We start from the raw sequence: 24,244 nt of genomic DNA on the forward strand, positions 1-24,244 counted from the left end.
GGGGGGGGGGGGGGGGGGGGGGGGGGGGGGGGGGGGGGGGGGGGGGGGGGGGGGCGGGGGGGGGGCGGGGCGCCGCCGGGGCGCCCCGCCCCCGGGCGGGGGGGGGGGGGGGGGGGGGGCCCCCCCCCCCCCCCGCCCGGTCAGGAGTGGTCCGCGCAGCAGGGGGTCGGGTCCGGCACCTCGAACGGCGCGACGCCGGCGGCCCGGTACGGCGTGGCCATCAGCATCAGCTCGCCGGCCTGCCACTGCGGCCGGACGAAGCCCCGGGTGTGCACCAGGGTCTCCCGCCCGGCCGGCGGACCGCCGAGCACGATCACCCGCTGGATGGCGCTGGCGGCCAGCAGCTCGCCGACCGTCAGCGTCCCGACCAGCCGGTCCACCCCGGGGTAGCGCACCGCCCGGCCGGACCGACGATCGGCGTGCTCGGCGGCCGCGTGGTCGGCGGCCTCCGTCAGCTCGGGCGGGGTCGCCGGCAGCTCGGCGAGCCCGGTGTCGGCGGCCAGGCTCAGCGCCACGTGCGGGTACGGCGCCCAGACCAGGTGGGTGCAGGCCACCAGGTCGGGCGGGTCGAGCGGCCCGACGTGCCCGGCCAGCCAGTGCTCGGCCTCCCGTACCGTGCGGTGGCCCAGGCTCAGCCCGACGATCACCGGGCGGTCATGCCGGCGCTGCGCAGGAAGCCGCGCCGGCTCAGGTCACCGGGGGAGAGCTCGGCGTCCGGGACGGAGAGGTCCAGCGCCGGGGGTACGTCGGTGGTGGCGGCCCGCTCGTGATCATGGCGGTGTGCATGTCCGTGGCCCATGTGCTGCTCCAGTCGCTGCTGCGGGAGACGTCACCGGCCAATCTGCTGCCGTCAGGGGAACGACGGGTGTCCCGGTCGCGGCAGGGATGCGAATATGTGCCTGCGTCCAGCTCACCCGATCAGTGGGCGGAACGTGCCCAGCAGCACGCTGACCGTCAGCGCCGCCCCGGCCAGCGCCGCCGCCCCGGCGACCAGCAGCCCGTCCGCCCGCGTGAAGCGCTGCCGCCGGGCCACCGTACGGGGGGTGCCGGCGTCGAAGCCGCGGGCGTCCATCGCCACGGCCAGCCGGGTGCCCCGGCGGATCGCCCCGACCAGCAGCGCGAACGCGGTGGAGGCGAACAGCCGCAGCCGGGCCACCGGGTTGCGGCCGGCGTCCACCCCGCGCGCCCGGCGGGCCATGGTGATCATCTGCCACTCCTGGCCGAGCAGCGGGACCAGCCGGAACGCGGCCAGCGCTCCGATCGCGAACCGGGCCGGCGCCTTCGCGTTCTGGATCAGGGCGTCGGCCAGGTCGGTCGGGTCGGTGGTGGCCACCACGATCACCCCGGGCAGGGCGACGGCGAAGGTGCGCAGCACCAGCCCGAGCGCGGTCACCAGCACTCCGGAGGTGACCAGCAGTGGGCCGGCGTCCAGCAGCACCCGGCCGGACCGGTCGGCGGCGAAGAGCACCAGGGTGACCAGGATGCCGGCGCCGGCCACCAGCAGCGGCAGCGCCCGGCGGGCCAGCACCCGGTAGCGGATGCCGAACAGCGGCAGCACCGCCAGCTCGACCGCGACCGCGATGGCCGGCGCGACCGGGTCCAGGGTGGCGGCCAGCACGACCGCGAACACCATCGCGGCGGCCAGCTTCGCCACCGGGTTGCGGCGGGCCAGCGGGGCGCCGGGCGTGGCCACCGACTCGACGGCGATCACGCCGCGCCGCCTGCGCGATTGCCCGGGCCGCCGGTGCCGTCCGGCGCGGGCGGGCGGGTCAGGGTGACCGTGCGGTCGGCGAGCGCGGCCACGAAGTCGGCGTCGTGGGTGACCGTGACCACGCCGTGCCCGGCGTCCCGCAGGTCGGCGAGCAGGTCGAGCAGCTCCCGCCAGGTGCGCCGGTCCTGCCCGAAGGTCGGTTCGTCGCAGATCAGCAGCCGGGGCGCGGTGGCCAGGGCGGTCGCCACGCTCAGCCGCCGCGCCTCCCCGCCGGAGAGGGTGTACGGGTTCGCGCCGGCCAGCGCGGTCAGCCGCAGCCGGTCCAGCAGCGCGTCCACGGTGGCCCGTACCTCCGGTTCGGGGCGGCCGGTCCGGCGCGGGCCGAGGGCCAGCTCGTCGAAGACCGTGCCGGTGACGAACTGGTGCTCCGGATCCTGGAAGACCGAGCCGATCCGGGCGGCCAGCGCGGGCGCGCGCCAGCGGTGCGGCGGGGTGCGGGCGTCCGCGCCGGCCAGCTCGGTGGTGGCGGCCAGCCGCCCGGCGCCGGGGCGCAGCAGCCCGCCGAGCAGCAGCGCGAGGGTGGACTTGCCGGCGCCGTTCGGGCCGAGCACGGCGAGCGCCTCGCCGGCGCGTACCCGAAGGTCGGTGGGGGCCAGCCGGGGTGGCAGGCCGAGCCGCTCGGCGGTGAGCAACCGCTCCCCGGGCGGCGCGGCGGCGGGCCGGGGCGCGGTTCCGTGGCCGGGCACCCAGACGCCCTCGGCGGCGAGCGCGTCGCCGTGCGCGGCGAAGACCGCGGCGGGTGGGCCGTCGGCCCGGACGCCGCCGCCGGGCTCCAGCACCACCACCCGGTCGACCAGCGGCAGCACGTCGGCGACCCGGTGCTCGACCAGGATCAGCGTGGTGTCGTCGTCGAGCGCGCCGGCGACGGCCCGGCGGACCAGCTCGGCGCCGGCCGGGTCGAGGTTGGCGGTCGGCTCGTCGAGCAGCAGCAGCCCGGGCCGCAGGGCGAGCGCCCCGGCCAGGGCGAGCCGCTGCTGCTCGCCGCCGGAGAGCGCCGCGGTTGGCCGGTCCCGGTGGTACGGGAAGCCGACCCGGCGCAGCGCCTCGTCCACCCGGGGCCAGATCTCCTCGGCCGGTACGCCCCGGTTCTCCAGCCCGAACGCGACGTCGTCGCCGCAGCGGGCCATCACCAGCTGGGTCTCCGGGTCCTGGAAGACGACGCCGACCCGCTCGCGGCCCTTGCGCGGGTCCAGCCCGTCGATCTCGACGGTGCCCTCCTGCTCGCCGGAGTCCTCGGGCAGCAGCCCGGCCAGCGCCGCCAGCAGCGTGCTCTTACCCGCCCCGGACGCCCCCAGCAGCAACACCCGCTCCCCGGCCTCCACCCGCAGGTCGACGCCCCGTACGGCCCACCGCCGCCGCCCAGCGTGCCGCCACCCGAACCCCCGCACCTGCACCGCACTCACCACCCCACCCCCTCCCTTCCTCCCGTCCCCCGTCCCCCTCACCCTGCCCCGCCCGAACCCGTTGATCATGAGGTTGGCGGCACCAATGGAGATCCACATCGTCGGCAACCTCATGATCGACGCGGCGGGCGGCGGGGTGGGGAGGGGTCAGACGGGGGTGCGGGTGCGGCCGGCGGGGAAGCGGTCGAGGACGCCGGTGTCGGCCAGCGCGCGGGTGAGGAACCAGGAGCCCGCGCCGGCCACCACCGTGGCGCTGACGATGGTGAGCAGCGCGTACGGGATGCGGTAGTCGGTGAGGTCGTAGGCGGCGTTCCAGTAGACGAAGTCGAAGATCGCCGCACCCAATCCGGTCAGCGCGCCGGCCAGCAGCGCGGTCGGCAGGCGGTACGAGCGGTAGCGGAACGCGGCGAACGCCAGCTCGGCGCCGAGGCCCTGCATCACGCCCTGGAGGATCACGATGCTCGCCCACTGGCTGCCCAGCAGCGCGGAGATGATCGCCGCCACCGTCTCGCAGTAGAGCGCCGCGCCCGGCTTGCGGATGACCAGCCCGCCGAGCACCGCGGGGACCAGCCAGACGCCGTAGATCAGCGCCTGGGCCGGCGGGAAGAAGGCGAAGGCGCCCGCGGTGGCGCTCCAGAGCAGGTTCCAGGCCCAGAAGACGACGCCGAAGGCGACCGCGATCACGGAGGCGACCACGATGTCGATGGTCCGCCACCGGTTGCTGTCGGTGTGGTTCATGATGTGCTCCCAGTTCAGCTTGTACGCGAACCAGGCAAGACGCACGCCGCGCCCGGAAAACCGGACGGCGGCGCGGCTGGAGGTCGACCGAACTCCCTGCGCTGGCATTACCCAGATCAGGTTCGAGGGTCTGCGGGCACCGGCCCGCACTCTCAGCGCTGTGCGCTCCCCTGTCGGATGTGAAGTTGTCTCGGCAGACTAGCACCCACGCCGGCCGACGCCGTCGGATCGGATGCCGCCGGCCGGTGCGACCGTCGCGGGCGGGCTAGGCTCCGGATCATGCGGGTCGACGCGCGAGGACTGACGTTCGAGGTACGCACCGGCGGCCCGGAGGGCGGTGACCCGGTCCTGCTGCTGCACGGCTTCCCCCAGCACGGCGGGGAGTGGGACGCGGTGGTGCCCGCCCTGCACGCCGCCGGGCTGCGCACGTACGCGCCGGACCAGCGGGGCTACGCGCCGGGCGCGCGGCCGGCCGAGGTGGACGCGTACCGGCTGCCCGAGCTGGTCGCCGACGCGGTGGCGCTGCTCGACGCGTTGGGCGTGGACGCGGCGCACCTGGTCGGGCACGACTGGGGCTCGATCGTCGCCTGGGCGGTGGCGGCGGCGCACCCCGACCGGGTCCGCACGCTGACCGCGGTCTCCGTGCCCCATCCGGCCGCCTTCGGGTACGCCCTGGCGAACGACCCGCAGCAGAAGGCGCGCTCGTCGTACATGGTGCTGTTCCGGCAGCCGGGCAAGGCGGAGAAGGTGCTGCTGGCGCTCAAGGCCGCCGCGCTGCGCAAGCTGCTGTCCGGAGTGGGCGACGCCGCGGCGGTGGCCCGGTACGCCGAGCCGATGCGCGAGCCGGGGGCGCTGACCGGCGCGCTGAACTGGTACCGGGCGATGTCCGGCGCCGACATGAAGGCGGTCGGCCCGGTGCCGGTGCCCACCACGTACCTGTGGAGCGACAAGGACATCGCGGTCGGCCGCACCGCAGCCGAGGCCTGCGCCGGCCACGTGACGGGGGAGTACCGCTTCGTCGAGCTGGCCGGGGTGAGCCACTGGATCCCCGACGAGGCGCCCGCCCCGCTGGCCGAGGCGATCCTGGCCCGGATCCACGGTGTCGGCTGACCCGCCCACCGGCCGGGCCGGCCAGCCGTCGGGCGGGCCGCACACCCGCGCGTCGCTCGCCGCGCAGCTCACCGCCCTGGGCGTACGCCCCGGCGGCACGCTGCTGGTGCACGCCGGGCTGCGTACCCTCGGGTTTCTCTGCGGTGGCCCGCAGGCGCTGGTGCTCGCCCTGCGCGACGCGCTCGGCCCGGACGGCACCCTGGTGGTGCCCACCCACACCCCGGAGAACAGCGACCCCGCCGGTTGGCGCAACCCGCCGGTGCCGGTCGACTGGTGGCCGGTGATCCAGCGGGAGATGCCCGGCTTCGACCCGGCGGTCACCCCCAGCCGGTTCATGGGCGCGCTCGCCGAGACGGTGCGGTGCTGGCCCGGCGCGCGGCGCAGCGACCACCCGCACGTCTCCTTCGCCGCCCTGGGTCCGCAAGCCGAGCGGATCGTCGCCGGGCACTCCCGGGCGGACATGCTCGGCGAGCGCTCCCCGCTGGGCCGCGTCAACGACCTGGACGGCGAGGTGCTGCTACTCGGCGTCGACCACGGCGCGAACACCTCCCTGCACCTGGCCGAGTACCGCCGGCCGGCGCCGTCGCGGGAACGGCTCGGCGCCGCGGTGCGCAGCTGCGGCGGCGGCCGGGAGTGGGTCTGGTGGGACGACGTGGCGATCGACGCGAGCGACTTCCCCCGGCTGGGGACGGATCTCGAAGCGACCGGCGCCGTCCGGTCCGGACCGGTCGGGTCGGGAGTCGGCCGGCTGATGCGACAGCGGGCGGCCGTCGACTTCGCGGTGGACTGGCTGGGCCGCAACCGACGGACGGAGAAACCATGAGCGTGAGCGCCGAGGGCTACCTGGCGGTGGTGACCGCCGCCATCGATCGGGTGGCGGCGAGCCAGCGTACGGCGGTGGGCCGGGCGGCCGACCTGCTCGCCGAGGCGCTGCGCGCCGACGGGGTGATCCACGCGTTCGGCACCGGCCACTCCGAGGCGCTGGCCATGGAGATCGCCGGCCGGGCCGGCGGGCTGGTGCCCACCAACCGGATCGCGCTGCGCGACCTGGTGCTGTTCGGCGGCGAGCCGCCGAGCGTGCTCGGGCCGCACCTGGAGCGCGACCCCGCGGTGGCGCACCGACTGTACGAGTTGGCCCCGGTCAGCCCGCCGGACATCTTCGTGCTCGCCTCGAACTCCGGCGTCAACGGGGCCATGGTGGAGTTCGCCTCGATCGTCCGCGAGCGCGGCCACCGGCTGATCGCCATCACCTCGGCGGAGCACTCGGCCCGGATGACGTCCCGCCACCCGTCCGGGCGCAAGCTGGCCGACCTGGCCGACGTGGTACTGGACAACGGCGCCCCGTACGGCGACGCCACCCTGCCGCTGCCGGGCGGCGGCGCGGTCGGCGCGGTCTCCTCGATCACCGCGGCGCTGCTGGCGCAGCAGGTGGTGGCCGAGACGGTGGCTCGGCTGCTGGCCGCGGAGGAGCGGCCGCCGGTCTACCTGTCGGCCAACATCGACGGCGGCGACGCGCACAACGCCGACCTGGAGGCCCGGTACGCGGGCCGGATCCGCCGGGGATCATGAAATCCGTTTCGCGCGGGTGTCCACCGGGGAAATGAGCGGTGGCCCACGGATGAATTCCGTGGGCAGTACCGTCTCACCGGAGGTAGTGCGTGTCCAAGGAATCCGAGAAGCAGCGCTGGCAGCGCAACTTCGCCGACCTGCTGCAGGAGCTGCGGGTCGCCCAGACCGGCGTGCAGATCCTCTTCGCCTTCCTGCTGACCCTCCCGTTCAGCAACGGGTTCAGCCGCACCAGTGAGTTCCAGAAGGACGTGTACGTCGTCGCGCTGCTCGCCGCCGCCGCGTCCGCCGCGATGATCATCTCACCGGTCGCGTTCCACCGCGCGCTGTTCCGCCAGGGCCGCAAGCCGGAGCTGGTGCGCTTCGCCCACCGGATGGCCAGCGCCGGGCTCGGGTTCATGCTGGTGTCCATGGTCAGCGCGGTGCTGCTGGTGACCGACTTCGTGCTCGACCGGCCGCTCGCCTTCGTGCTCAGCGCCCTCACCGGGCTGTGGTTCCTGACCTTCTGGATCATCCTGCCGATGGCCCGGCGCAACTGGGGCGACGACGACATCGACGACGACGATGACGAGACGGTGCTGGTGACCCGCGACTGAGCCTCCGGCCACGCCCGCCGGGCGCGGAGAATTCGACGTGCACGCAGCGCTACCCCTGGGTAACACCCGGGGGTAGCGTGGTTTACATCGAGCACGTTTCCGCAGCCGGGCCGAGGTTCGAGGGGGCAGCCGTGACCACGACGCAGAACGATCCATCCACCCAGGACGGTGTCGGACCACTGCCCGGCGAGGCGGGACAGGTCTCGGAGAAGGAGGCCCGCCAGGTCGCCGAGGCGGCCCGGGAATCCGCCTGGGACCGGCCCAGCTTCGGCAAGGAGCTCTTTCTCGGCCGGTTCCGGCTGGACCTGATCGACCCGTGGCCGGTCTCCGACCCGGCCGACGTCGAGCGCGCCGAGGCGTTCCTCGCCGAGCTGGGGGCGTACCTGCGGGAGGAGGTGGACGGCGCGGCGATCGAGCGGGACGCGTCCATTCCGGACGAGGTGTTCCACGGCCTGGCCCGGCTGGGCGCCTTCGGCATGAAGATCGACCGGAGGTACGGCGGCCTCGGGCTCAGCAACCTGCACTACTGCCGCGCCCTGATGCTGGCCGGCTCGGTCAGCCCGGCCATCGGCGCGCTGCTCTCCGCCCACCAGTCCATCGGGGTGCCGCAGCCGTTGAAGATGTTCGGCACCGCCGAGCAGAAGCAGGCGTTCCTGCCCCGGCTGGCCGCTGGCGAGGTGTCCGCGTTCCTGCTCACCGAGCCGGACGTCGGCTCGGACCCGGCCCGGCTGGCCACCACCGCCGAGCCGACCGCCGACGGCACCGGCTACCGGCTCAACGGGGTGAAGCTCTGGGCCACCAACGGCACCGTCGCCACCCTGCTGGTGGTGATGGCCCGGGTGCCGGCCGCCGAGGGCCGGCGCGGTGGCATCACCGCCTTCGTGGTCGACGGCGACAGCGAGGGCATCACGGTCGAGCGGCGCAACGCCTTCGTCGGCCTGCGCGGCCTGGAGAACAGCCTCACCCGGTTCCACGACGTCTTCGTGCCCATCCAGAACGTGATCGGCGGCGAGGGCAAGGGCCTGAAGATCGCGCTGACCACGCTGAACACCGGCCGGCTGTCGCTGCCGGCGATGTGCGTCGGCGCCGGCAAGTGGTCGCTCAACGTGGCCCGCGAGTGGGCCGCCGACCGGGTGCAGTGGGGCCGGCCGGTGGGGGAGCACGAGGCCGTCGCGCAGAAGCTGTCCTTCATCGCCGCCACCACGTACGGCATGGAGACCATGCTCGACCTGTGCTGCCTGCTCGCCGACGACGACCGCAACGACATCCGGATCGAGGCGGCGCTGGTCAAGCTCTACGCCAGCGAGATGGCCTGGAAGATCGCCGACGAGCTGGTGCAGATCCGCGGCGGTCGCGGCTACGAGACGGCCGACTCGCTGGCCGCCCGGGGCGAGCGCCCGGCCAACGTCGAGCAGATCCTGCGGGACCTGCGGATCAACCGGATCTTCGAGGGCTCCACCGAGATCATGCACCTCCTGATCGCCCGCGAGGCGGTCGACGCCCACCTCTCGGTCGCCGGCGACATCATCGACCCGGACGCCGGGCTGGCCCGCAAGGCGAGGGCGGGCGCCCGGGCCGGCGCCTTCTACGCGAGGTGGCTGCCGACGCTCGCGGTCGGCCGGGGGCAGAGCCCCGGGGCGTACGCCGAGTTCGGGCCGCTCGCCGGTCACCTGCGGTTGGTGGAGCGGTCGTCCCGCAAGCTGGCCCGGTCGACCTTCTACGCGATGTCCCGCTGGCAGGGCAAGATGGAGCGCAAGCAGGCGTTCCTCGGCCGGGTGGTGGACATCGGCGCCGAGCTGTTCGCGATGAGCGCGGTCTGCGTCCGGGCCACCGCCGAGCGGGACGCCCACCCGGAGAACGTCGAGCTGGCCGACCTGTTCTGCCGGCAGGCCCGGATCCGGGTGGAGCAGCTGTTCGCCGCGCTCTGGGACAACACCGACTCCGTCGACGTGGCCGCCGCGAAGCGGATCCTCGCCGGCCGGTACGCCGCCCTGGAGGGGGGCGTGATCACCCCGCCGGCGGACGCGCCCTGGGTGGCCCGCTGGAACCCCGGCCCCTCCACCACCCCCGACGTCCGCCGCCGCGTCCCCCCACGCAGCTGAGCGCCCGACGCCCGCCCACGGCTCAGCGGGCGATGGCCCAGGCCAGCACCCCGGCCAGGATCAGGCCGTTCAGGGCGGCCAGCACCAGGTACGCCGCCGGAGGGATCTTGCGGCCTCGGCGGACGAAGCTCACCAGGACGGCGGCGTAGCCGAGCAGCAGCGCGGCGACGACGATCAGGAACCACAGCACCGGCACAGCCTAGCGGCCGCCGCGCAGGCCGAGCCGGCGCAGCTCCAGCGCGGCGAGCGCGTCGACCGTGGCGTCGTCGCCGCGCCGCCACGCCTGGGCCACGTCCGGATCGATCTTCGTCAGCCGGCGCAGCGGCTGGCCGGCCAGCGCCCGCAGGGCCAGCAGGTCCCGTCCGGCGGGGGCGCCGGCCAGCGCCTTGGCCGACGCGGCCCGGCGCATCCAGCGCAGCCGCAGCGGCAGCCAGCCGAACAGCACCAGGCCGAGCGGGAGGACCAGCACCGCGAGGCTGAGCGCCAGGGCCAGCTGACCGACCAGTTCCTGCTGGTCGCGGCCGGCCTCCGCCATGCCGCGGGCGGCCTCGGCGGCCTTGGTGAACGGGCTGGTCAGCTCGTCGCCGACCAGCGGGACGCGGCCGACCTTGCCGCCGGCGTCGGCCAGGTTGTCGGCCAGCCCGCTGCCGGCCCCCTCCAGCTTCTGCCCCGGTACGGCGAGCTTCTCCACCAGGTCGTGCAGCCAGAATGAGAAGCGGATCGCCGCGTAGACCCAGACGACGACCAGCAGATCGGTGAGGAGCTGACGGAGGGCGACCGGAAACCGGTCGGCGTAGATCTTCACGCCGGACAGCGTGCCACGGTGCGTCCCCGGGGGTAACCCCACGCGGGCCGTCGCCCGTCGCCACCGGTCAGCCGGTGCGGCACTCCGGGCAGGTGCCGAAGATCTCCAGGGTGTGGCTGACGTCGGCGAAGCCGTGCTGGGCGGCCACCCGCTCGGCCCAGGTCTCCACGGTCGGCCCGGCCACCTCGACGGTGCGCCCGCAGGCCCGGCAGACCAGGTGGTGGTGGTGCCCCTCGCTGCACCGGCGGTAGAGGTGCTCGCCGCCGGGTGGGCGCATCACGTCGATGTCGCCGGCGTCCGCCAGCCCCTGGAGGGTGCGGTAGACGGTGGTCAGCCCGACCCGCTCGCCCCGGGCGCGCAGCATCGCGTGCAGATCCTGTGCGCTGTGGAAGCCCTCGACCTCGGCCAGCAGCGCGCTCACCGCGGAGCGCTGCCGGGTGTTGCGCAGCGCGGCGCCGCCCTCGGTCATGACCTCGCCTCCCCTCCGGCCGCTCGTGTGCGCCGCCTCGGTGCTCACGGGCCCTCGCCGGCGTGGCTGACCGCGTCCGCGACGATGTGCGCGACGTGCTCGTCGACCAGCGCGTACGCGATCTCGCGGCCGCGGCGGGAGCCCCGCACCACCCCGGCGCCGCGGAGCACCCGCAGGTGCTGGGAGACCAGCGGCTGGGCGGCGCCGAGCTTCTCCACCAGCTCGTGCACGCACCTCTCACCCTGCGCCAGCTCGCTCACGATCGCCAGTCGGATCGGCGCGGACAGGGCGCGCAGCAGCTCACCCGCCTCCTCGAAGGCGTCATAGCCGTTGCCGCCGGTCATCGCGTCACGGTAACCAATGCCACCGACAGGTCGCCCGACCGCGTCACCGCAGCACCACTTCGTGCGGTTCGTGCTCGGCGACCGCGGCCGGGTGGGTACGGCGGCGCAGCAGCCGCCAGCCGGCCGCGCCGAGCGCCACGGCCAGGAACGAGGCGATGGCCAGCAGCACCACCGACGCGCCCGGCGCGGTGTTCGCGTTGGCGGCCACCCACACCCCGGCGCCGGCGGCGAACAGGCCGAGCGCCATCGCGGCCGCCATCGTGCTGCGGAAACCCCGGGTGACCTGCTGCGCGGTGGCCACCGGCACCACCATCAGGGCGCTGATCAGCAGCACGCCGACGGCCCGCATGGCGATCGTGACGGTGACCGCGGTGGCCACCGCTAGCAGCAGGTTCAACGCCCGCACCGGCAGGCCGGAGACCCGCGCGTACTCCTCGTCGTGGCACACCGCGAACAGCGCCGGCCGCAGCACCAGCATGGTGACCAGGATGACGGCGCCGAGCACCGCGATGGTGGCGAGGTCCTGCCGGGAGATGGTGGTCAGCGAACCGAACAGGTACGCGTTGAGGTTGGCGCTGCTGGCGTCGGAGAGGCCGACCAGCGTCACGCCGCCGGCGATGCCGCCGTAGAACAGCAGCGCGAGGGCCAGGTCGCCGGAGGTGCGGCCCCGGGCCCGGACCAGCTCGATGGCGATCGCGCCCAGCGTGGCGGCGATCACCGCCACCAGCACCGGGGAGCGGTTGAGCAGCAGGCCGGCGCCGACGCCGGTCAGCGCGACGTGCCCCACCCCGTCGCCGATCAGGGCCAGCCGCCGCTGCACCAGGTAGATGCCGAGCGCCGGCGCGGCCAGGCCGATGACCAGCGCGCCGATCAGCGCGCGCTGCATGTACGGATACTGGAAGAGTTCCATGCTCAGCTGCTCCACAGCCCGGCGGGCTCCTCGGGACCGTGCGGGTGCACGTGGTCGTGGTCGGGCTCCGCGTGGTGGCCGGCCGGCTCCGGCACCGGGCCGTCGTGGCAGATGCCGCCCTGGTGCACCACCACCGCCCGGCTGATCAGCGGGCGCAGCGGGCCCAGCTCGTGGGCCACCAGCAGCACCGTCCCGCCGCCGGTGACGAAGTCGCGCAGCGCCCCGGCGAACGCCTCCTGGCTGCTCGCGTCGACCCCGGCGGTGGGCTCGTCGAGGACCAGCAGCTCGGGCCGGCCGGCCAGGGCCCGGGCGATCAGGGTGCGCTGCTGCTGGCCGCCGGAGAGGGTGGAGACCGGGTCGCCCGCCCGGTCGGCCAGCCCGACCGCGCGCAGCGCCGCGTCGACCGCCGCCCGGTCGGCGCGACCGGCCGGCCGCAGCACGCCCCGCCGGGCCAGCCGCCCGGAGGCGACCACCTCACCGACGGTGGCCGGTACGCCGCCGCCGGCGCCCAGCCGCTGCGGCACGTACCCGATCCGCCGCCACTGCCGGAACCGGCGCAGCGGGGTGCCGAACAGCTCGACCGTGCCGGCGCCCAGCGGGACCAGCCCGAGCGCGGCCCGGATCAGGGTCGACTTGCCGGAGCCGTTGGCGCCGAGCACGGCGACCACCTCGCCGGCGGTGACGGTCAGCGAGATGTCGCGCAGCACCGGGCGGCCGTCGTAGCCGACCACCCCGTGCCGCAGGTCGATCACCGGCGCGGTCACGAGCAGCCCAGCCCGGTGCGCAGGGTCCGCAGGTTGGTCCGCATCACCGAAAGGTAGTCCCCGTCCGCGTCGGCCGAGAGTCCTTCCAGCGGGTCGAGCACGGCGACCCGCGCGCCGACCTCGTCGGCGATCGTCCGGGCCACCTTCGGGCTGGCCAGCGTCTCGAAGAAGATGGTGGTGGCGCCGTGGTCGCGGGCCTCCCGGGCGACCTGCGCCAGCCGCTGCGGCGGGGCCTCGGTGTCCGGGCCGATGCCGGTGATGCCGACCTGCTCCAGCCGGTAGCGCTCGGCGAGGTAGCCGAAGGCGGTGTGCCCGGTCACCAGCTCCCGCCGCTGGCAGTCGCGCAGCCCGGCGGCGAACTCGGCGTCCAGCCGGTCGAGCTCGCCGTGCAGCGCCCTGGCCCGCTCGGTGTAGTCGGCGGCCCGGGCCGGGTCGACCCGGCCGAGTCGCTCGGCGAACCGGTCGGCGACGCCGGCCAGCCGGGTCGGGTCGAGCCACAGGTGCGGATCCTTGCCCCCGCCGTCCCGGTGACCGGGCTCACCCCCGTGGTCGGGGCCGCCGGCCGCGGCGTCGCGCAGCGGCTGCACGGCGGTCACGTCGAAGGCGCGGTCGCCGCCGTTCTGCGCGACCGCCTCGTCCACCGCCGGTTGGAAGCCGCTCAGGTAGATCACCACCTCGGCCCGGCTCACCTCGCCGACCTGGCGCGGGTTGAGCTCCAGGTCGTGCGGCTCGGCGCCCGGCTTGGTGAGGTTGCTGACGGTGACCGCGTCCCCGCCGACCCGCTCGGCGACGAACTGCAGCGGGTAGAAGGCGGCCACCACGTCGACCCGGTTCGGGTCGGCGCCCGCTCCCTCGGCCGAGCAGGCGGCGGCGCCGCCCAGGGCGAGCAGGGCGGTGGCGGCGGCCAGCGCGCGGGTGACGGGGCGGGTGGTCATGCCACCCACTGTCCGCCGGAACGATAATGATTGTCAAAAACGCATGCGTGCATGTCAGAGCAGCTTGACCAGGGCCACCGCGATCAGCAGGGTCAGCATGATCAGCCGCACCGCCCGGGTCGGCGGCGTCTGCACCGGCCAGGTGGTGGCCAGCAGCCAGACCAGCGCCGCGGCCAGCGCCAGCAGCAGCACCCCGCCGACCGGGCCGGGCGCGAGGAGGGCCACCACCACCAGCGCCAGGGTGGCGAGGAACACCGTGGTCGGGTTCAACCGGGCCAGCCGGACCAGCAGGGGGCCAGACGTACGCTGCATCCCACAGACTCTACGAGGAGGACGCCGGTGCTGGTGACCAACCGGTTCGTGGTCGACGTCGATGTCGCGGACGACTTCGTGCCCCGGGCGCACGCCGCCCTGGCCGCGCTCGCCGCCCGCCCCGGCTACCTGCGCGGCGAGCTGCTGCGGGCGCTGGACGACCCGCGGCACTGGTGCCTGCTCACCGAGTGGGAGTCGGTCGGCGCGTACCGGCGGGCGCTGGGCGGCTTCGACGTCCGGATCGCCGCGGTGCCGCTGCTGGCCGAGTCGATCGACGAGCCGTCCGCGTACGAGACGTTGGCCGGCGCCGCGCCGGCCGGCGAGGTGGTGGTGACCGGCAGTGATCGGGCCACGAGCCCGCACCGCTGAACCGGCGGGCACTACCCTGCTCCTATGAGCGATCCCGGCCCGGCAGCCCCACCGCCGTACCCCTCGAATCCCGGCCGGGACGGCAACCCGCCGGCCGACCCCGGGGCGCCCACCTCGCCGCCCGGTCACCCGGCCTCGCCCGCCGGTCACCCGGCCTCGCCGGGGGTTCCCGCCGGTCAGCCGGCCCCACCGGTCGATGCCGGGGTGCCCGCGCCGCCGCCGGGGCCCGGGGCGGCTCCGCCGTTCGCCGCGCCGCCCACCGAGGGTGGCCGCCGGCGGCTCTGGCTGGGCCTCGGCGTGGGCGGGCTGGCCCTGCTGATCTGCTGCGGCGGGGGCGGGGCGGCCGCCGTCGGGCTGGTGGTGAGCAACTACCAGGCCGTCGAGGAGCAGGGCACGTCGGTCACCGACGGCTACTACCGGGCGCTGGTCGAGCGAGAGTACGGCAAGGCGTACGACAAGCTCTGCGACGACGCCCAGAAGCGGGAGTCCCGGGCGGAGTTCGCGCAGCGGGTCTCCGAGGAGCCGGCGGTGGCGGCCTACCGGGTCGGCCGGGTCGACCCGAACGCGCTGACCGTGCCGGTCGACGTCACCCTCAGCGGCGGCGCCCGGGAGACCCAGCGGGTGACCCTGGCCGCCGATCCGCAGACCAACGGCATGGAGGTCTGCGGGGTCAGCTGACCCGGCGCGGGTATTCTGCTGGGCTCGGGCTGCCGCTGGTCGTACCGTTGTCCCGAACTGTTCGTTCCGTCCACCTCACGTCCCCGCCGACCGCCAGCCGGCGTAGGAGGAAACATGCCAGCCGACCGTATCGACGCCGTTGTCAGCCTCGCCAAGCGCCGAGGCTTCGTCTTCCCCTCCAGCGAGATCTACGGGGGCACCCGGTCGGCGTGGGACTACGGTCCGCTCGGCGTGGAGCTGAAGGAGAACGTCCGCCGGCAGTGGTGGAAGACCATGGTCCAACAGCGGGACGACGTGGTCGGCCTGGACTCCGCGGTGATCCTGGCCCGCAAGGTCTGGGAGGCGTCCGGCCACATCGCCGAGTTCGTCGACCCGCTGACCGAGTGCCAGCACTGCCACAAGCGGTTCCGCGCCGACCACCTCGAGGAGGCGTACGCCGAGAAGCACGGCAAGCCGCTCACCTCGCTGCAGGAGCTGAACTGCCCCAACTGCGGTAACAAGGGCACCTTCACCGAGCCGAAGATGTTCAACGGCCTGATGAAGACCTACCTGGGCCCGGTGGAGAGCGACGAGGGCCTGCACTACCTGCGCCCGGAGACCGCCCAGGGCATCTTCGTCAACTACAACAACGTGGCGACGGCCGCGCGCAAGAAGCCGCCGTTCGGCATCGCGCAGACCGGCAAGTCGTTCCGCAACGAGATCACCCCGGGCAACTTCATCTTCCGGACCCGGGAGTTCGAGCAGATGGAGATGGAGTTCTTCGTCGAGCCGGGCTCGGACGAGCAGTGGCACGAGTACTGGCTCCAGGAGCGCTGGAACTGGTACCTCGACCTGGGCCTGTCCGAGGCGAACCTGCGCTTCTACGAGCACCCCAAGGAGAAGCTCTCCCACTACTCGAAGCGCACGGTCGACATCGAGTACCGGTTCCAGTTCGGCGGCAGCGAGTTCGCCGAGCTGGAGGGCATCGCCAACCGCACCGACTTCGACCTGTCCACGCACAGCAAGCACTCCGGCGTGGACCTGTCCTACTTCGACCAGACGAAGAACGAGCGCTGGACGCCGTACGTGATCGAGCCGGCCGCCGGCCTGACCCGCGCGGTGCTCGCCTTCCTGCTCGAGGCGTACGACGTCGACGAGGCGCCGAACGCCAAGGGCAAGATGGAGGAGCGCACCGTGATGCGCTTCGACCCGCGGCTGTCCCCGGTCAAGGTGGCGGTGCTGCCGCTGTCCCGCAACGAGGCGCTCTCGCCTAAGGCCAAGGACCTCGCGGCCCGGCTGCGCAAGCGCTGGGTGGTGGAGTTCGACGACTCGCAGGCGATCGGCCGCCGCTACCGCCGGCAGGACGAGATCGGCACCCCGTTCTGCGTCACGGTCGACTTCGAGACCCTCGACGACGACGCGGTGACCGTCCGGAACCGGGACACCATGGGCCAGGAGCGGGTCTCCCTGGACCAGGTCGAGCGCTACCTGATCGAGCGCCTGCCCGGCTGCTGACCGACCCTCGACGGCCCCGTCCCCGCTGGTGGGGGCGGGGCCGTCGGCGTACCGAGGTAGTTCTGGCCGGCCGGTGGTTGAGTCGCGGGTGATCTCGTGCGAGCATTCCCCGCGTTGAATCTCGCCACGGGGGAGTGTGCATGACGAACGAGTCCCAGCCCGACCACGACCCGCGGCGCCGCCGCCTGCTGCGGCGCGCCGCCACGGTCGCCGCCACCACGGCCGGCGCCGGCGCCGCCGCGGCCGTCGGGCTGCCCGGCACGGCCCAGGCCGCCCCGGGCGACAACCTCATCATGGGTACGACCAACGACGCCGGTCCGGCGACCACCACCCTGCTCAGTGACACCCCGGCGCTGACGCTGAAGAACACCGCCGGGGTGCCGCTGCGCCTGGTGCCCGGCGCGACGATCTACCCGCAGGTGCTCGACGCTCCGGTCGGCACGATGGCGGTGGACGACATGGGTGACCTCTTCATCCAGGCCGGCCCGAAGGGCGCCGAGGTCAACAGTTGGGCGTGGACGAGCGAGTGGGCGACCACCTCGGTGGCGGTGCAGCCGACCCGGGTGCTGGACACCCGCGACCCGAACCTGCGCCGCACCATCGTCTCCGGCAGCCTGGACTCGCTCGGGCGGCTCCAGCCGGGCGTCCCGATCGTGCTGAGCCTGGACAGCTACGTCCGGGACGGCTACGCGATCAAGGGCAACGTGACCGTGGTCGGGATGACGGGCGCGGGCTTCCTGACCGCGTGGGGCAGCGGCGCCAAGCCGACCGCCTCCACGGTGAACTGGTCCGCCAAGGGGCAGATCCTGTCGAACTTCCTCTTCACCGAGCTGGGTGCCGTCGGGTCGTACCGCAGCGTGCTGACGCTGCAGGTGAATTCGCCGACCCACGTGATCGTCGACCTGACCAGCCTGCTGGTCGGCCACCCGAGCCAGGTCCTCGCGCCGCGCGGCTGACCCGCGGCCGCCACCCTTCCACCCACGGGGGAACGAGCATGACTTCGTCCGAATCCGACCGCGCCGCCTCGCGGCGCACCGTGCTGCGGCGGGCCGCGGTCACCGGCGGCGCCGCGGTCGCCGCCACCGCCGCGACCGCGGTCGACGCCGCTCCGGCCTCGGCGGCCGCGGGCGACCCGGTCACCATCGGCCTGTCCAACGCCGGCGTGACCCCGACCACCATCACCAGCGCCGCCCCGGACGGCGCCGCCACCCTGGCGCTGCGGAACGACACCGGCGCGACGCTGCAACTGACCGACAGCAACAGCTGGCAGCTGCAGAACCCGCGGGGCTGCATCGGGGTGAGCCCGTCGGGACTGTTCGTCAACAACGGCAACGGGGCGAACTCGGTGTTCAGCACCGCGAACGCCACCATGCTGGTGCCGGTCCCGCCGACCCGGATCCTGGACAGCCGCAGCGCCGCCGGCCGGGCCCGGCTGCTGGAGGGCGGCGCCCGGATCGACGCGCGCGGCCGGGTGCTGGCCGAGACGATGCTGGTCGTGCACCTGGCGGACATCGTCGAGTACGGCGACGGGATGCTGGGCAACATCACCGTGGCGGACACCGAGCGGGCCGGGTTCGCCACCGTCTGGGGCACCGGTGACCTGCCCACCTCGTCCACCATCAACTGGTGGACGACCGGTCAGTTGCTGTCCAACGGCGTGATCACCCAGCTCGGCGACTACAGCACCGTCGGTGGTGACTACTACCCGGACACGGTCGCCATCTACGTGCAGAAGAGCGCTACGGCGGTGATCCTCGACGTCACCGGGCTGCTGGTGTTCCACCCCGAGTCGGCCGTGATCAACAACCCGAAGGCGGCCTCGGGCGCGCGGCTCGCCGCCGACTCCGGCGGCCGGGCGGCCCGGGCCCAGGCGATCAAGCGGGCCGCCGAGAGCGGCAACCGGGCGGTGCGGACCGATGCGTGACCACGGAACCCAGGAGAGCGGCATGACCACCGACGAGACCTCCTCGACCACCCGCCGCGCGATCATCCGCACCGGCGTGGCCGCCGGTGCCGGCCTGGGCGCGGCAGCCGTGGTGGCCAGCCCGGCCAGCGCCGCCGCCGGCGCCCCGGTGATCGCCGGTCAGACCAACGACGCCGGTACGGCGGAGACGGTGCTGGTCGGCGGCTCGTCGGCCAATCCGACCCTGTCGCTGTCTGGTACGAGCCCGATGCTGCGGTTGGTGCCCGACTCCCTCACCGAGACCATCCCGACGGAGCTCCCCACCGGCTCGCTCGCGGTCACGTCGAGCACCGACCTGGTGATCGGCGGCAAGGCCGGCCGGAGGGCGTACGTCAACACCTCGCGCTGGGCCAACCGCACGGTCGCCATCCCGCCGGTCCGCCTGCTGGACACCCGTGCGATGTCCACCTACTCGGCCAACGTGCTGGCCGGTGCCAGTGGCGTCGTGTCGGGCAAGCTGCAGGCGGGCAAGATCCTCCAGCTGACGGTGAGTCGGGTCGCCTCGGTGTCGGCCGGCCAGGCGGTCGCCGCGTACGTCAACATCACGGTGGCGAACACGGTGTCCGCCGGGGTGCTCACCGCCTACCGCGCGGGCATCACCAAGCCGAGTACCTCGTCGCTGAACTGGTGGGGGCCGAACCAGATCCTCTCCAACCTGGTGGAGGTGCCGCTGGGCACCTACGGCAGCGACCCGTTCTCGCTCGCCATCCACGTCAACGCCGCCACCTCGGTGATCGTGGACGTCTCCGGCCTGATCCTGTCCCGCCCCGGGCGCGGCTACTGACCGTCGGTCGCCGCCGCGGTGCGAGTTCGCTCACCATCGCGGCGGCGACCGTCGCCCGGGTTCCGCCGGGCGGCCACCGGCGTGGGATTCTTGGGTACGTGACCAGTCCCGCCACGACGCTCCGTCCGCTCACCATCGGCCCGCACCAGGTGTGGCCGCCGGTGGTGCTCGCCCCGATGGCCGGCATCACCAATGTCGGTTTCCGGCAGCTCTGCCGGGAGCAGGGCGGTGGCATCTACGTCTGCGAGATGATCACCACGGTCGCGCTGGTCGAGCGGAACCCGAAGACGCTGCGCATGATCGCCTTCGGCGCCGACGAGAAGCCGCGCAGCCTCCAGCTCTACGGCACCGACCCCGAGGTCACCGCGGCCGCGGTGCGGATCGTGGTCGAGCGCGACCTTGCCGACCACATCGACCTGAACTTCGGCTGCCCGGTGCCCAAGGTGACCCGCCGGGGTGGCGGCGCGGCCCTGCCCTGGCGACGCCGGCTCTTCGCCCGGCTGGTCAAGGCCGCGGTGGACGCCGCGTCACCCGCCGGGGTGCCGGTCACCGTGAAGATGCGCAAGGGCATCGACGACGACCACCTGACGTACGTCGAGGCGGGCCTCGCCGCCCAGGAGGCCGGGGTGGCGGCGGTCGCCCTGCACGGGCGTACGGCCTCGCAGCGGTACTCCGGCACCGCCGACTGGGACGCGATCGCCACCCTCAAGCAGGCGCTGGACGTGCCGGTGCTCGGCAACGGCGACATCTGGGAGGCCGACGACGCGCTGCGGATGGTCGCGCACACCGGCGTGGACGGGGTGGTGGTCGGCCGGGGTTGCCTGGGCCGGCCGTGGCTCTTCGCCGACCTGCAGGCCGCGTTCGAGGGGCGCCCTGAGCGGCGGCTGCCCAACCTCGGCGAGGTGGCGACGACCATGCGCCGGCACGCGGAGCTGCTGGTCGACCAGTTCACCGCGGGCGCCCGCAACCCGGCGCGCGGTGAGCGGGACGGCTGCACCGACTTCCGCAAGCACGTCGCCTGGTACCTCAAGGGCTTCCCGGTGGGCGGCGAGTTGCGCCGCGAGCTGGCGATGATCGAGAGCCTGGACCGGCTGGACGACCTGCTCGGCAAGCTCGACCCGACCGTGCCGTTCCCGGTGGAGGCGCTGGGCCAGCCGCGCGGCCGGACCAACTCGCCCGGCAAGGTCTTCCTGCCCGAGGGCTGGCTGGCCAGCCGGGACGACGACACGGTGCCGGAGGGCGCCGAGCTGGCCGACTCCGGCGGCTGACCAGACCACGCGCACGACGAAGGGCCGGCCCGTGTGGGCCGGCCCTTCGTGTGGTGCGGGGTGGTGGTCAGCTGGTGGAGTAGCCGCGGGTGGCGATCCAGTCGGCGAGGTTGTCGACGGTGATCTGGTAGGAGGCGGTGTTCGGGTTGGCGGAGTCGGCGATGGTGACGATCTTGCCGCCGTCCCGGTAGCCGACGACGCTGATGTAGTGGCCGCCTTCGAAGGAGTGGGTGCCGCCGTTGGTGTCGGTGGTGGTGCCGGCGATGTTGGCGACCACGGCGCGGCCGTTGTCGACGGTGCGGACGATGTCGGCGCGCAGGGTGTCGGTCTGCTTGTCGTCGGCCTTGGGGGTGCGGATCTCGACGGAGTGGTAGGCGTCCTTCTTGCCGGTCTCCTTGTTCAGGACGGGGGTGATGTCGTTGATGCTGTTGGTGCCGTTCTCGGTGGTGCCCATTTCCTTGGCCATGGCGTCGACGTCGATGTTCTTGCCCTGGACGGACAGGGCGTTGCGGGTGGCGGCGGGGCCGCAGTAGTAGAAGTTCGGCTGGGCCTGGTAGTCGACCTTGAGCTCGCGTTCGCCGTTGCCCTTGCGGTCGGTGGTGACCGTGGTGGGGGTCTTGTCGGCGGGGGCGGCGTGGGCGGCGATGGCGGGGCCGGCGATGCCGGTGGTGGTGGCGGCGATGCCGGCGGCGGTGAGGACGGTCTTGCGGATCAGATCGGTACGCATGATGGCGTGCTCCTCTGGTCGGGGGTTGCCCGTGGCACCCCGGGGGTGGGGTGCAGGGCGAGAAAGTCTTGGGGGATGCTGCCCGGCGGCGTGGCCTGCTCGGGCGGTCCGGGGTGGTGTAACCGGTGGGGCCGGTCGGTCATTCCCCGGGTTGGACCCGGCGGCTCGGTGCCCTGCTCGCGGGTTCGGGGTGGGTAACCGGCCCGGCTCGCGGGCCATTCCCGGTGGGTGCTGCCCGGCGGCGTGGCCTGCTCGCGGGCTCCGGGGGTGTAACCGGCTCGGGCGGTGGGTCATTCCCGGTGGGGGCGGGCCCGGGCCGCGGGGTGCCGGGGGTCGCGCTGGGGTTCGGCGCGGTGTGCCATGTACAACGCCTCGGCCCCCGGGCGGATTCCGTGGTGGGGGTGGCACCGGCCACGGGATCCCGCAGGTCAGACCACACATCTGACGCATCGTGACGGCTGTGATCCGGACATCCGGCGCGCGGGCCGAGGACGTCGCGCCGGGCTCGGGGTGCCCTGGTCGGACGCTTTGGACCTGATGTCGTAAACGACTCACGCGTCCCGCGGGGGAGCTGCTTGATCGTCTACGCCTCAGCGGCGCAAGCCGCGGCGTGTCGCGTTGCTCAGCCGTAGCCGATCAAGGGACGTTTTCGGCGGGCGCGCCCCAACGGCGCTCGCATCGCTCGCCTGGCCGCCCATTCGGCGCTCGCGTACCCACCCGGCCTTGTGCGGCCACCCGGCGCTCGCGTACCCACCCGGCCTTGTGCGGCCACCCGGCGCTCGCGTACCCACCCGGCCTTGTGCGGCCACCCGGCGCTCGCGTACCCACCCGGCCTTGTGCGGCCACCCGGCGCTCGCGGCTGCCCCAGGTGACCGGCGGTTCGGCCCATTCGCCCCCGCATCCGGCATACTCGCCCGCTCGCTACTCACCCCGCCCACCTCGTCGCTGGCTCCTCCGCTCCGTTGTGGGCGCCTTCGGTAGCGAGTTCCACCCGGAGCGGCCGATGTAGGCGGACGCCCGGGCGTTGAGGTTCGTCCCGAGCGGTCCGTTCTCCGCGGCCCTGGACGGACGCTCGCGTCGTGAATCGTTAACGTCATCAGGTCCAAAGGCGTCCCCGGGCTACCTGCCCGGCGGCGGGGCACCCTCGGAGTCGGCCGTCACGGAGGGGGCGGCACCTGCCTCGATGGCCTGCGGAACGGCGGCGTCGACGGTCCCGCTGCCGGGGGCGGCACCTCGGCTCTGGGTGGGGATCCCCGGTGGTGTTCCCCGCTCCCCACCGGCCGGACCGACCGCCGTGCCGCCCCCGGGATGGGCGGCGTGGACCGGCCAGGGGATCTCCGGTGCGCGGTGGAAGGTGATGCCGGCGGTCTCCCAGCGCGGGCCGTGGCCGGCCAGCCGCTTCCGGAAGCCGGCCCAGTCGTGCGTGGCGCGCGCCGACCAGCCCAGCTCGGCGAGGGCGGGCAATCGGGGAAACACCATGAACTCGATATCCGCCGGCGAGGTCACCGACTCGGTCCACAGCGGCGCCCCGACGCCCAGCACGGCCGCCTCCGGCACCCCGGTCAGATGGCTGCCGGGATCCCAGTCGTACGCGCGCCGCACGTCGATCAGCCCCGCCCAGTCGTGCCCGATCGGGGTGTCCGCGGCGTACTTCATGTCCAGGTAGGCGCGGTTGCCGGGGGAGAGGATCACCCGGGCGCCGCGACGAACGGCGTCGGCCGTCTCCGGGTCGTCTCCGTTGGTGCCCCACCACTGCAGCACCCGCCCCTCGGCGTGCCCGGCCCGGGCGATCTGGTGCCAGCCGACCACGGTCTTGCCGAGGCCGGCCACGATCCGCTGCACCCGCTCCACGAAACCGGTGTACGTCGTCCCCTTTACCTTGAACGCCTCGTCGCCGCCGATGTGCAGCCACGGCCCGGGGGTGAGCGCGGCGACCTCACCGAGGACGTCGGCGACGAAGTCGTACGTCCGCTCGTCGCCGGGGTCGAGGTAGCTGAAGCCGACCTCGGTGCCGGTGTACGGCGGCGGCGCGATCTTGCCCGGCGCCAGCTCGGGGTACGCGACCAGCGCCGCGTTGGTGTGCCCCGGCAGGTCGATCTCCGGTACGACGGTGACGTGCCGGCGGGCGGCGTACCGGACGATCCGGCGGTAGTCGGCGGCGGTGTACCAGCCGCCGGGGCCGCCGCCGACCTCGGTCGTCCCGCCGACCGTGGTGAGCCGGGGCCAGCCGTCGATCGCGATCCGCCAGCCCTGGTCGTCGGTGAGGTGCAGGTGCAGGTGGTTGAGCTTGTAGCGGGCCAGGTGGTCGATCACCCGGAACACGTCCGGGACGCCGAAGAAGTGCCGGGACACGTCGAGCATCGCGCCCCGGTACGCGAAGCGGGGGCGGTCGACGATCGACCCGCCGGGCACCACCCAGCGGGCGGCCACCGGCGTGGCGCTCTCGATCTCGGCGGGCAGCAGCTGGCGCAGCGTCTGCACGGCGTGCAACAGCCCGGCGGCGGTGCCGGCGGTGAGCGCCACCGCGTCGGCCCGCACCGACAGTCGGTACCCCTCCGGCCCCAGCCCGTCGCCGGCCGCCGCCACAGCCGGGACACCGGCGCCCTCGGCCAGGGTGATCGTCAACTGGTCGGGGTCGGTCGCCTCGGTGACCGGGAGGGGGAACCCGGTGGCGGGGCGCAGCAGCTCGGCGAGCTGCTCGGCGACGTCGCGGGCGGCCGGGTCGGGGCTGACCCGGACGACGGTGTCGGCGGTGAGGGTGAAGTCGGCGGCCGGGTCCGGGGTGACCTGTTCCGGGGCGGGCACCACGTCACCGAGCCGCACCGGGGCCGGCCCGGCCAGCCGCTCGCCGGCCGTCCGGGCGGCGACCCGGGCCAGCTCGGCCGCGGTCGGCTGGTGGCCGGGCAGCGCGGCCCGGTCGGTGGACTCCGGTCCGGCGACGCGGGGGCGGGGCGGGGTGATCACGGGCCGCTACTCCTGGGTGTGTATTCGCGTGGGATATGGCAAAAGTCAGGTTCACCGGTTGGCGGTGTCGTCAAGGGTACGAGGGGAGCCGGGGTTGCGTGATCGTGCGCGTGGAAGCGTTCCCAGAAACCGGTACGTACGCGGATAGTGGTGATGGTTGTGCCGATTGTCA

Annotated in this window: 26 protein-coding genes, 1 pseudogene and 1 riboswitch; of the genes and pseudogenes, 12 read left to right on the forward strand and 15 right to left on the reverse strand. The window is 74.2% G+C overall.

Going from position 1 to position 24,244, the window contains the following annotated elements; translation table 11 throughout:
- Positions 1-140 precede the first annotated feature (140 nt).
- The 5 genes from ACFY3U_RS03360 to ACFY3U_RS03380 all read right to left on the reverse strand — a co-directional run bounded on the left by ACFY3U_RS03360 (position 141) and on the right by ACFY3U_RS03380 (position 3,912).
- The gene (locus tag ACFY3U_RS03360) at positions 141-647 is read right to left on the reverse strand and encodes a hypothetical protein (protein WP_387194159.1); all 507 of its coding nucleotides are present in this window, start codon (positions 645-647) and stop codon (positions 141-143) included.
- A complete protein-coding gene (locus ACFY3U_RS03365; protein WP_387194162.1) occupies positions 644-799 on the reverse strand; it encodes a hypothetical protein in 156 nt (51 codons plus the stop codon). Before ACFY3U_RS03365 ends, ACFY3U_RS03360 begins: the two co-directional genes overlap by 4 nt.
- Positions 800-910: 111 nt before the next feature.
- Positions 911-1,711 carry an energy-coupling factor transporter transmembrane component T family protein gene (locus ACFY3U_RS03370; RefSeq protein WP_387194164.1) on the reverse strand — a complete coding sequence of 267 codons (801 nt, stop codon included), beginning with the start codon at positions 1,709-1,711 and terminating at the stop codon, positions 911-913.
- Positions 1,708-3,174, reverse strand: a complete 1,467-nt coding sequence (locus tag ACFY3U_RS03375) for an ABC transporter ATP-binding protein (protein WP_387194167.1) — start codon at positions 3,172-3,174, stop codon at positions 1,708-1,710. Before ACFY3U_RS03375 ends, ACFY3U_RS03370 begins: the two co-directional genes overlap by 4 nt.
- Before the next feature lie 147 nt (positions 3,175-3,321).
- Positions 3,322-3,912, reverse strand: coding sequence for an ECF transporter S component (locus tag ACFY3U_RS03380; RefSeq protein ID WP_387195907.1), 591 nt, complete (start codon positions 3,910-3,912; stop codon positions 3,322-3,324).
- Positions 3,913-3,987: 75 nt separating this feature from the next.
- Positions 3,988-4,094, reverse strand: a riboswitch (TPP riboswitch).
- A 97-nt stretch (positions 4,095-4,191) separates the two neighbouring features.
- Between ACFY3U_RS03380 and ACFY3U_RS03385 the strand changes: the two genes are divergently transcribed.
- The 5 genes from ACFY3U_RS03385 to ACFY3U_RS03405 all read left to right on the forward strand — a co-directional run bounded on the left by ACFY3U_RS03385 (position 4,192) and on the right by ACFY3U_RS03405 (position 9,286).
- Positions 4,192-5,022: an alpha/beta fold hydrolase gene (locus ACFY3U_RS03385; protein WP_387194169.1), complete on the forward strand. Its 831-nt coding sequence runs from the start codon at positions 4,192-4,194 to the stop codon at positions 5,020-5,022.
- The gene (locus ACFY3U_RS03390) at positions 5,012-5,845 is read left to right on the forward strand and encodes an aminoglycoside N(3)-acetyltransferase (protein ID WP_387194172.1); all 834 of its coding nucleotides are present in this window, start codon (positions 5,012-5,014) and stop codon (positions 5,843-5,845) included. Before ACFY3U_RS03385 ends, ACFY3U_RS03390 begins: the two co-directional genes overlap by 11 nt.
- Complete coding sequence (locus tag ACFY3U_RS03395) at positions 5,842-6,591, forward strand: sugar isomerase domain-containing protein (protein ID WP_387194175.1); 750 nt, start codon at positions 5,842-5,844, stop codon at positions 6,589-6,591. The genes ACFY3U_RS03390 and ACFY3U_RS03395 overlap by 4 nt, the downstream gene beginning before the upstream one ends.
- Positions 6,592-6,680: 89 nt before the next feature.
- Positions 6,681-7,184, forward strand: a complete 504-nt coding sequence (locus ACFY3U_RS03400; RefSeq protein ID WP_387194178.1) for a DUF6328 family protein — start codon at positions 6,681-6,683, stop codon at positions 7,182-7,184.
- 131 nt (positions 7,185-7,315) lie between these two features.
- Positions 7,316-9,286 carry an acyl-CoA dehydrogenase family protein gene (locus ACFY3U_RS03405; RefSeq protein WP_387194181.1) on the forward strand — a complete coding sequence of 657 codons (1,971 nt, stop codon included), beginning with the start codon at positions 7,316-7,318 and terminating at the stop codon, positions 9,284-9,286.
- Between the two features lie 22 nt (positions 9,287-9,308).
- On the opposite strand, the gene ACFY3U_RS03410 is transcribed toward ACFY3U_RS03405, so the two are convergent.
- The 8 genes from ACFY3U_RS03410 to ACFY3U_RS03445 all read right to left on the reverse strand — a co-directional run bounded on the left by ACFY3U_RS03410 (position 9,309) and on the right by ACFY3U_RS03445 (position 13,825).
- Positions 9,309-9,476 (reverse strand): hypothetical protein, encoded by a 168-nt coding sequence (locus tag ACFY3U_RS03410; protein WP_387194184.1) that lies wholly within the window; start codon positions 9,474-9,476, stop codon positions 9,309-9,311.
- A 9-nt stretch (positions 9,477-9,485) separates the two neighbouring features.
- Positions 9,486-10,091, reverse strand: a complete 606-nt coding sequence (locus tag ACFY3U_RS03415; protein ID WP_387194187.1) for a hypothetical protein — start codon at positions 10,089-10,091, stop codon at positions 9,486-9,488.
- A 67-nt stretch (positions 10,092-10,158) separates the two neighbouring features.
- Positions 10,159-10,560 (reverse strand): Fur family transcriptional regulator, encoded by a 402-nt coding sequence (locus ACFY3U_RS03420; protein ID WP_387194190.1) that lies wholly within the window; start codon positions 10,558-10,560, stop codon positions 10,159-10,161.
- Positions 10,561-10,604: 44 nt separating this feature from the next.
- Positions 10,605-10,904 carry an ArsR/SmtB family transcription factor gene (locus ACFY3U_RS03425; protein ID WP_387194193.1) on the reverse strand — a complete coding sequence of 100 codons (300 nt, stop codon included), beginning with the start codon at positions 10,902-10,904 and terminating at the stop codon, positions 10,605-10,607.
- Positions 10,905-10,947: 43 nt separating this feature from the next.
- Positions 10,948-11,814 (reverse strand): metal ABC transporter permease, encoded by an 867-nt coding sequence (locus ACFY3U_RS03430; RefSeq protein ID WP_387194196.1) that lies wholly within the window; start codon positions 11,812-11,814, stop codon positions 10,948-10,950.
- 2 nt (positions 11,815-11,816) lie between these two features.
- Entirely contained in the window at positions 11,817-12,578 is a 762-nt protein-coding gene (locus ACFY3U_RS03435; protein WP_387194199.1) for a metal ABC transporter ATP-binding protein, read from the reverse strand.
- The gene (locus ACFY3U_RS03440) at positions 12,575-13,513 is read right to left on the reverse strand and encodes a metal ABC transporter substrate-binding protein (RefSeq protein ID WP_387194202.1); all 939 of its coding nucleotides are present in this window, start codon (positions 13,511-13,513) and stop codon (positions 12,575-12,577) included. Before ACFY3U_RS03440 ends, ACFY3U_RS03435 begins: the two co-directional genes overlap by 4 nt.
- 54 nt (positions 13,514-13,567) lie before the next feature.
- Positions 13,568-13,825, reverse strand: a complete 258-nt coding sequence (locus ACFY3U_RS03445; RefSeq protein WP_387194204.1) for a DUF6703 family protein — start codon at positions 13,823-13,825, stop codon at positions 13,568-13,570.
- Between the two features lie 27 nt (positions 13,826-13,852).
- Here ACFY3U_RS03445 and ACFY3U_RS03450 point away from each other — a divergent pair, with 27 nt between their 5' ends.
- From ACFY3U_RS03450 to dusB, 7 genes are all read left to right on the forward strand, one after another.
- Positions 13,853-14,194: an antibiotic biosynthesis monooxygenase family protein gene (locus tag ACFY3U_RS03450; protein WP_387194207.1), complete on the forward strand. Its 342-nt coding sequence runs from the start codon at positions 13,853-13,855 to the stop codon at positions 14,192-14,194.
- Between the two features lie 204 nt (positions 14,195-14,398).
- A complete protein-coding gene (locus ACFY3U_RS03455; RefSeq protein WP_387195910.1) occupies positions 14,399-14,872 on the forward strand; it encodes a hypothetical protein in 474 nt (157 codons plus the stop codon).
- A gap of 114 nt (positions 14,873-14,986) precedes the next feature.
- Positions 14,987-16,366 (forward strand): glycine--tRNA ligase, encoded by a 1,380-nt coding sequence (locus ACFY3U_RS03460; RefSeq protein ID WP_387194210.1) that lies wholly within the window; start codon positions 14,987-14,989, stop codon positions 16,364-16,366.
- 140 nt (positions 16,367-16,506) lie between these two features.
- The gene (locus ACFY3U_RS03465) at positions 16,507-17,322 is read left to right on the forward strand and encodes a hypothetical protein (RefSeq protein WP_387194213.1); all 816 of its coding nucleotides are present in this window, start codon (positions 16,507-16,509) and stop codon (positions 17,320-17,322) included.
- A gap of 38 nt (positions 17,323-17,360) precedes the next feature.
- A complete protein-coding gene (locus ACFY3U_RS03470) occupies positions 17,361-18,290 on the forward strand; it encodes a hypothetical protein (RefSeq protein WP_387194216.1) in 930 nt (309 codons plus the stop codon).
- Between the two features lie 22 nt (positions 18,291-18,312).
- Positions 18,313-19,113 (forward strand): hypothetical protein, encoded by an 801-nt coding sequence (locus ACFY3U_RS03475; RefSeq protein WP_387194219.1) that lies wholly within the window; start codon positions 18,313-18,315, stop codon positions 19,111-19,113.
- A 98-nt stretch (positions 19,114-19,211) separates the two neighbouring features.
- Positions 19,212-20,381 (forward strand): tRNA dihydrouridine synthase DusB, encoded by a 1,170-nt coding sequence (gene dusB, locus ACFY3U_RS03480; RefSeq protein ID WP_387194222.1) that lies wholly within the window; start codon positions 19,212-19,214, stop codon positions 20,379-20,381.
- Between the two features lie 67 nt (positions 20,382-20,448).
- On the opposite strand, the gene ACFY3U_RS03485 is transcribed toward dusB, so the two are convergent.
- A complete protein-coding gene (locus ACFY3U_RS03485) occupies positions 20,449-21,108 on the reverse strand; it encodes a C39 family peptidase (RefSeq protein ID WP_387194225.1) in 660 nt (219 codons plus the stop codon).
- A 1,319-nt stretch (positions 21,109-22,427) separates the two neighbouring features.
- Positions 22,428-24,015 (reverse strand): annotated as a pseudogene (locus ACFY3U_RS03490) (beta-N-acetylhexosaminidase); the annotation flags it as partial.
- Positions 24,016-24,244: the final 229 nt, after the last annotated feature.

Source organism: Micromonospora sp. NPDC000089 (assembly GCF_042899365.1).
Lineage (GTDB): Bacteria > Actinomycetota > Actinomycetes > Mycobacteriales > Micromonosporaceae > Micromonospora.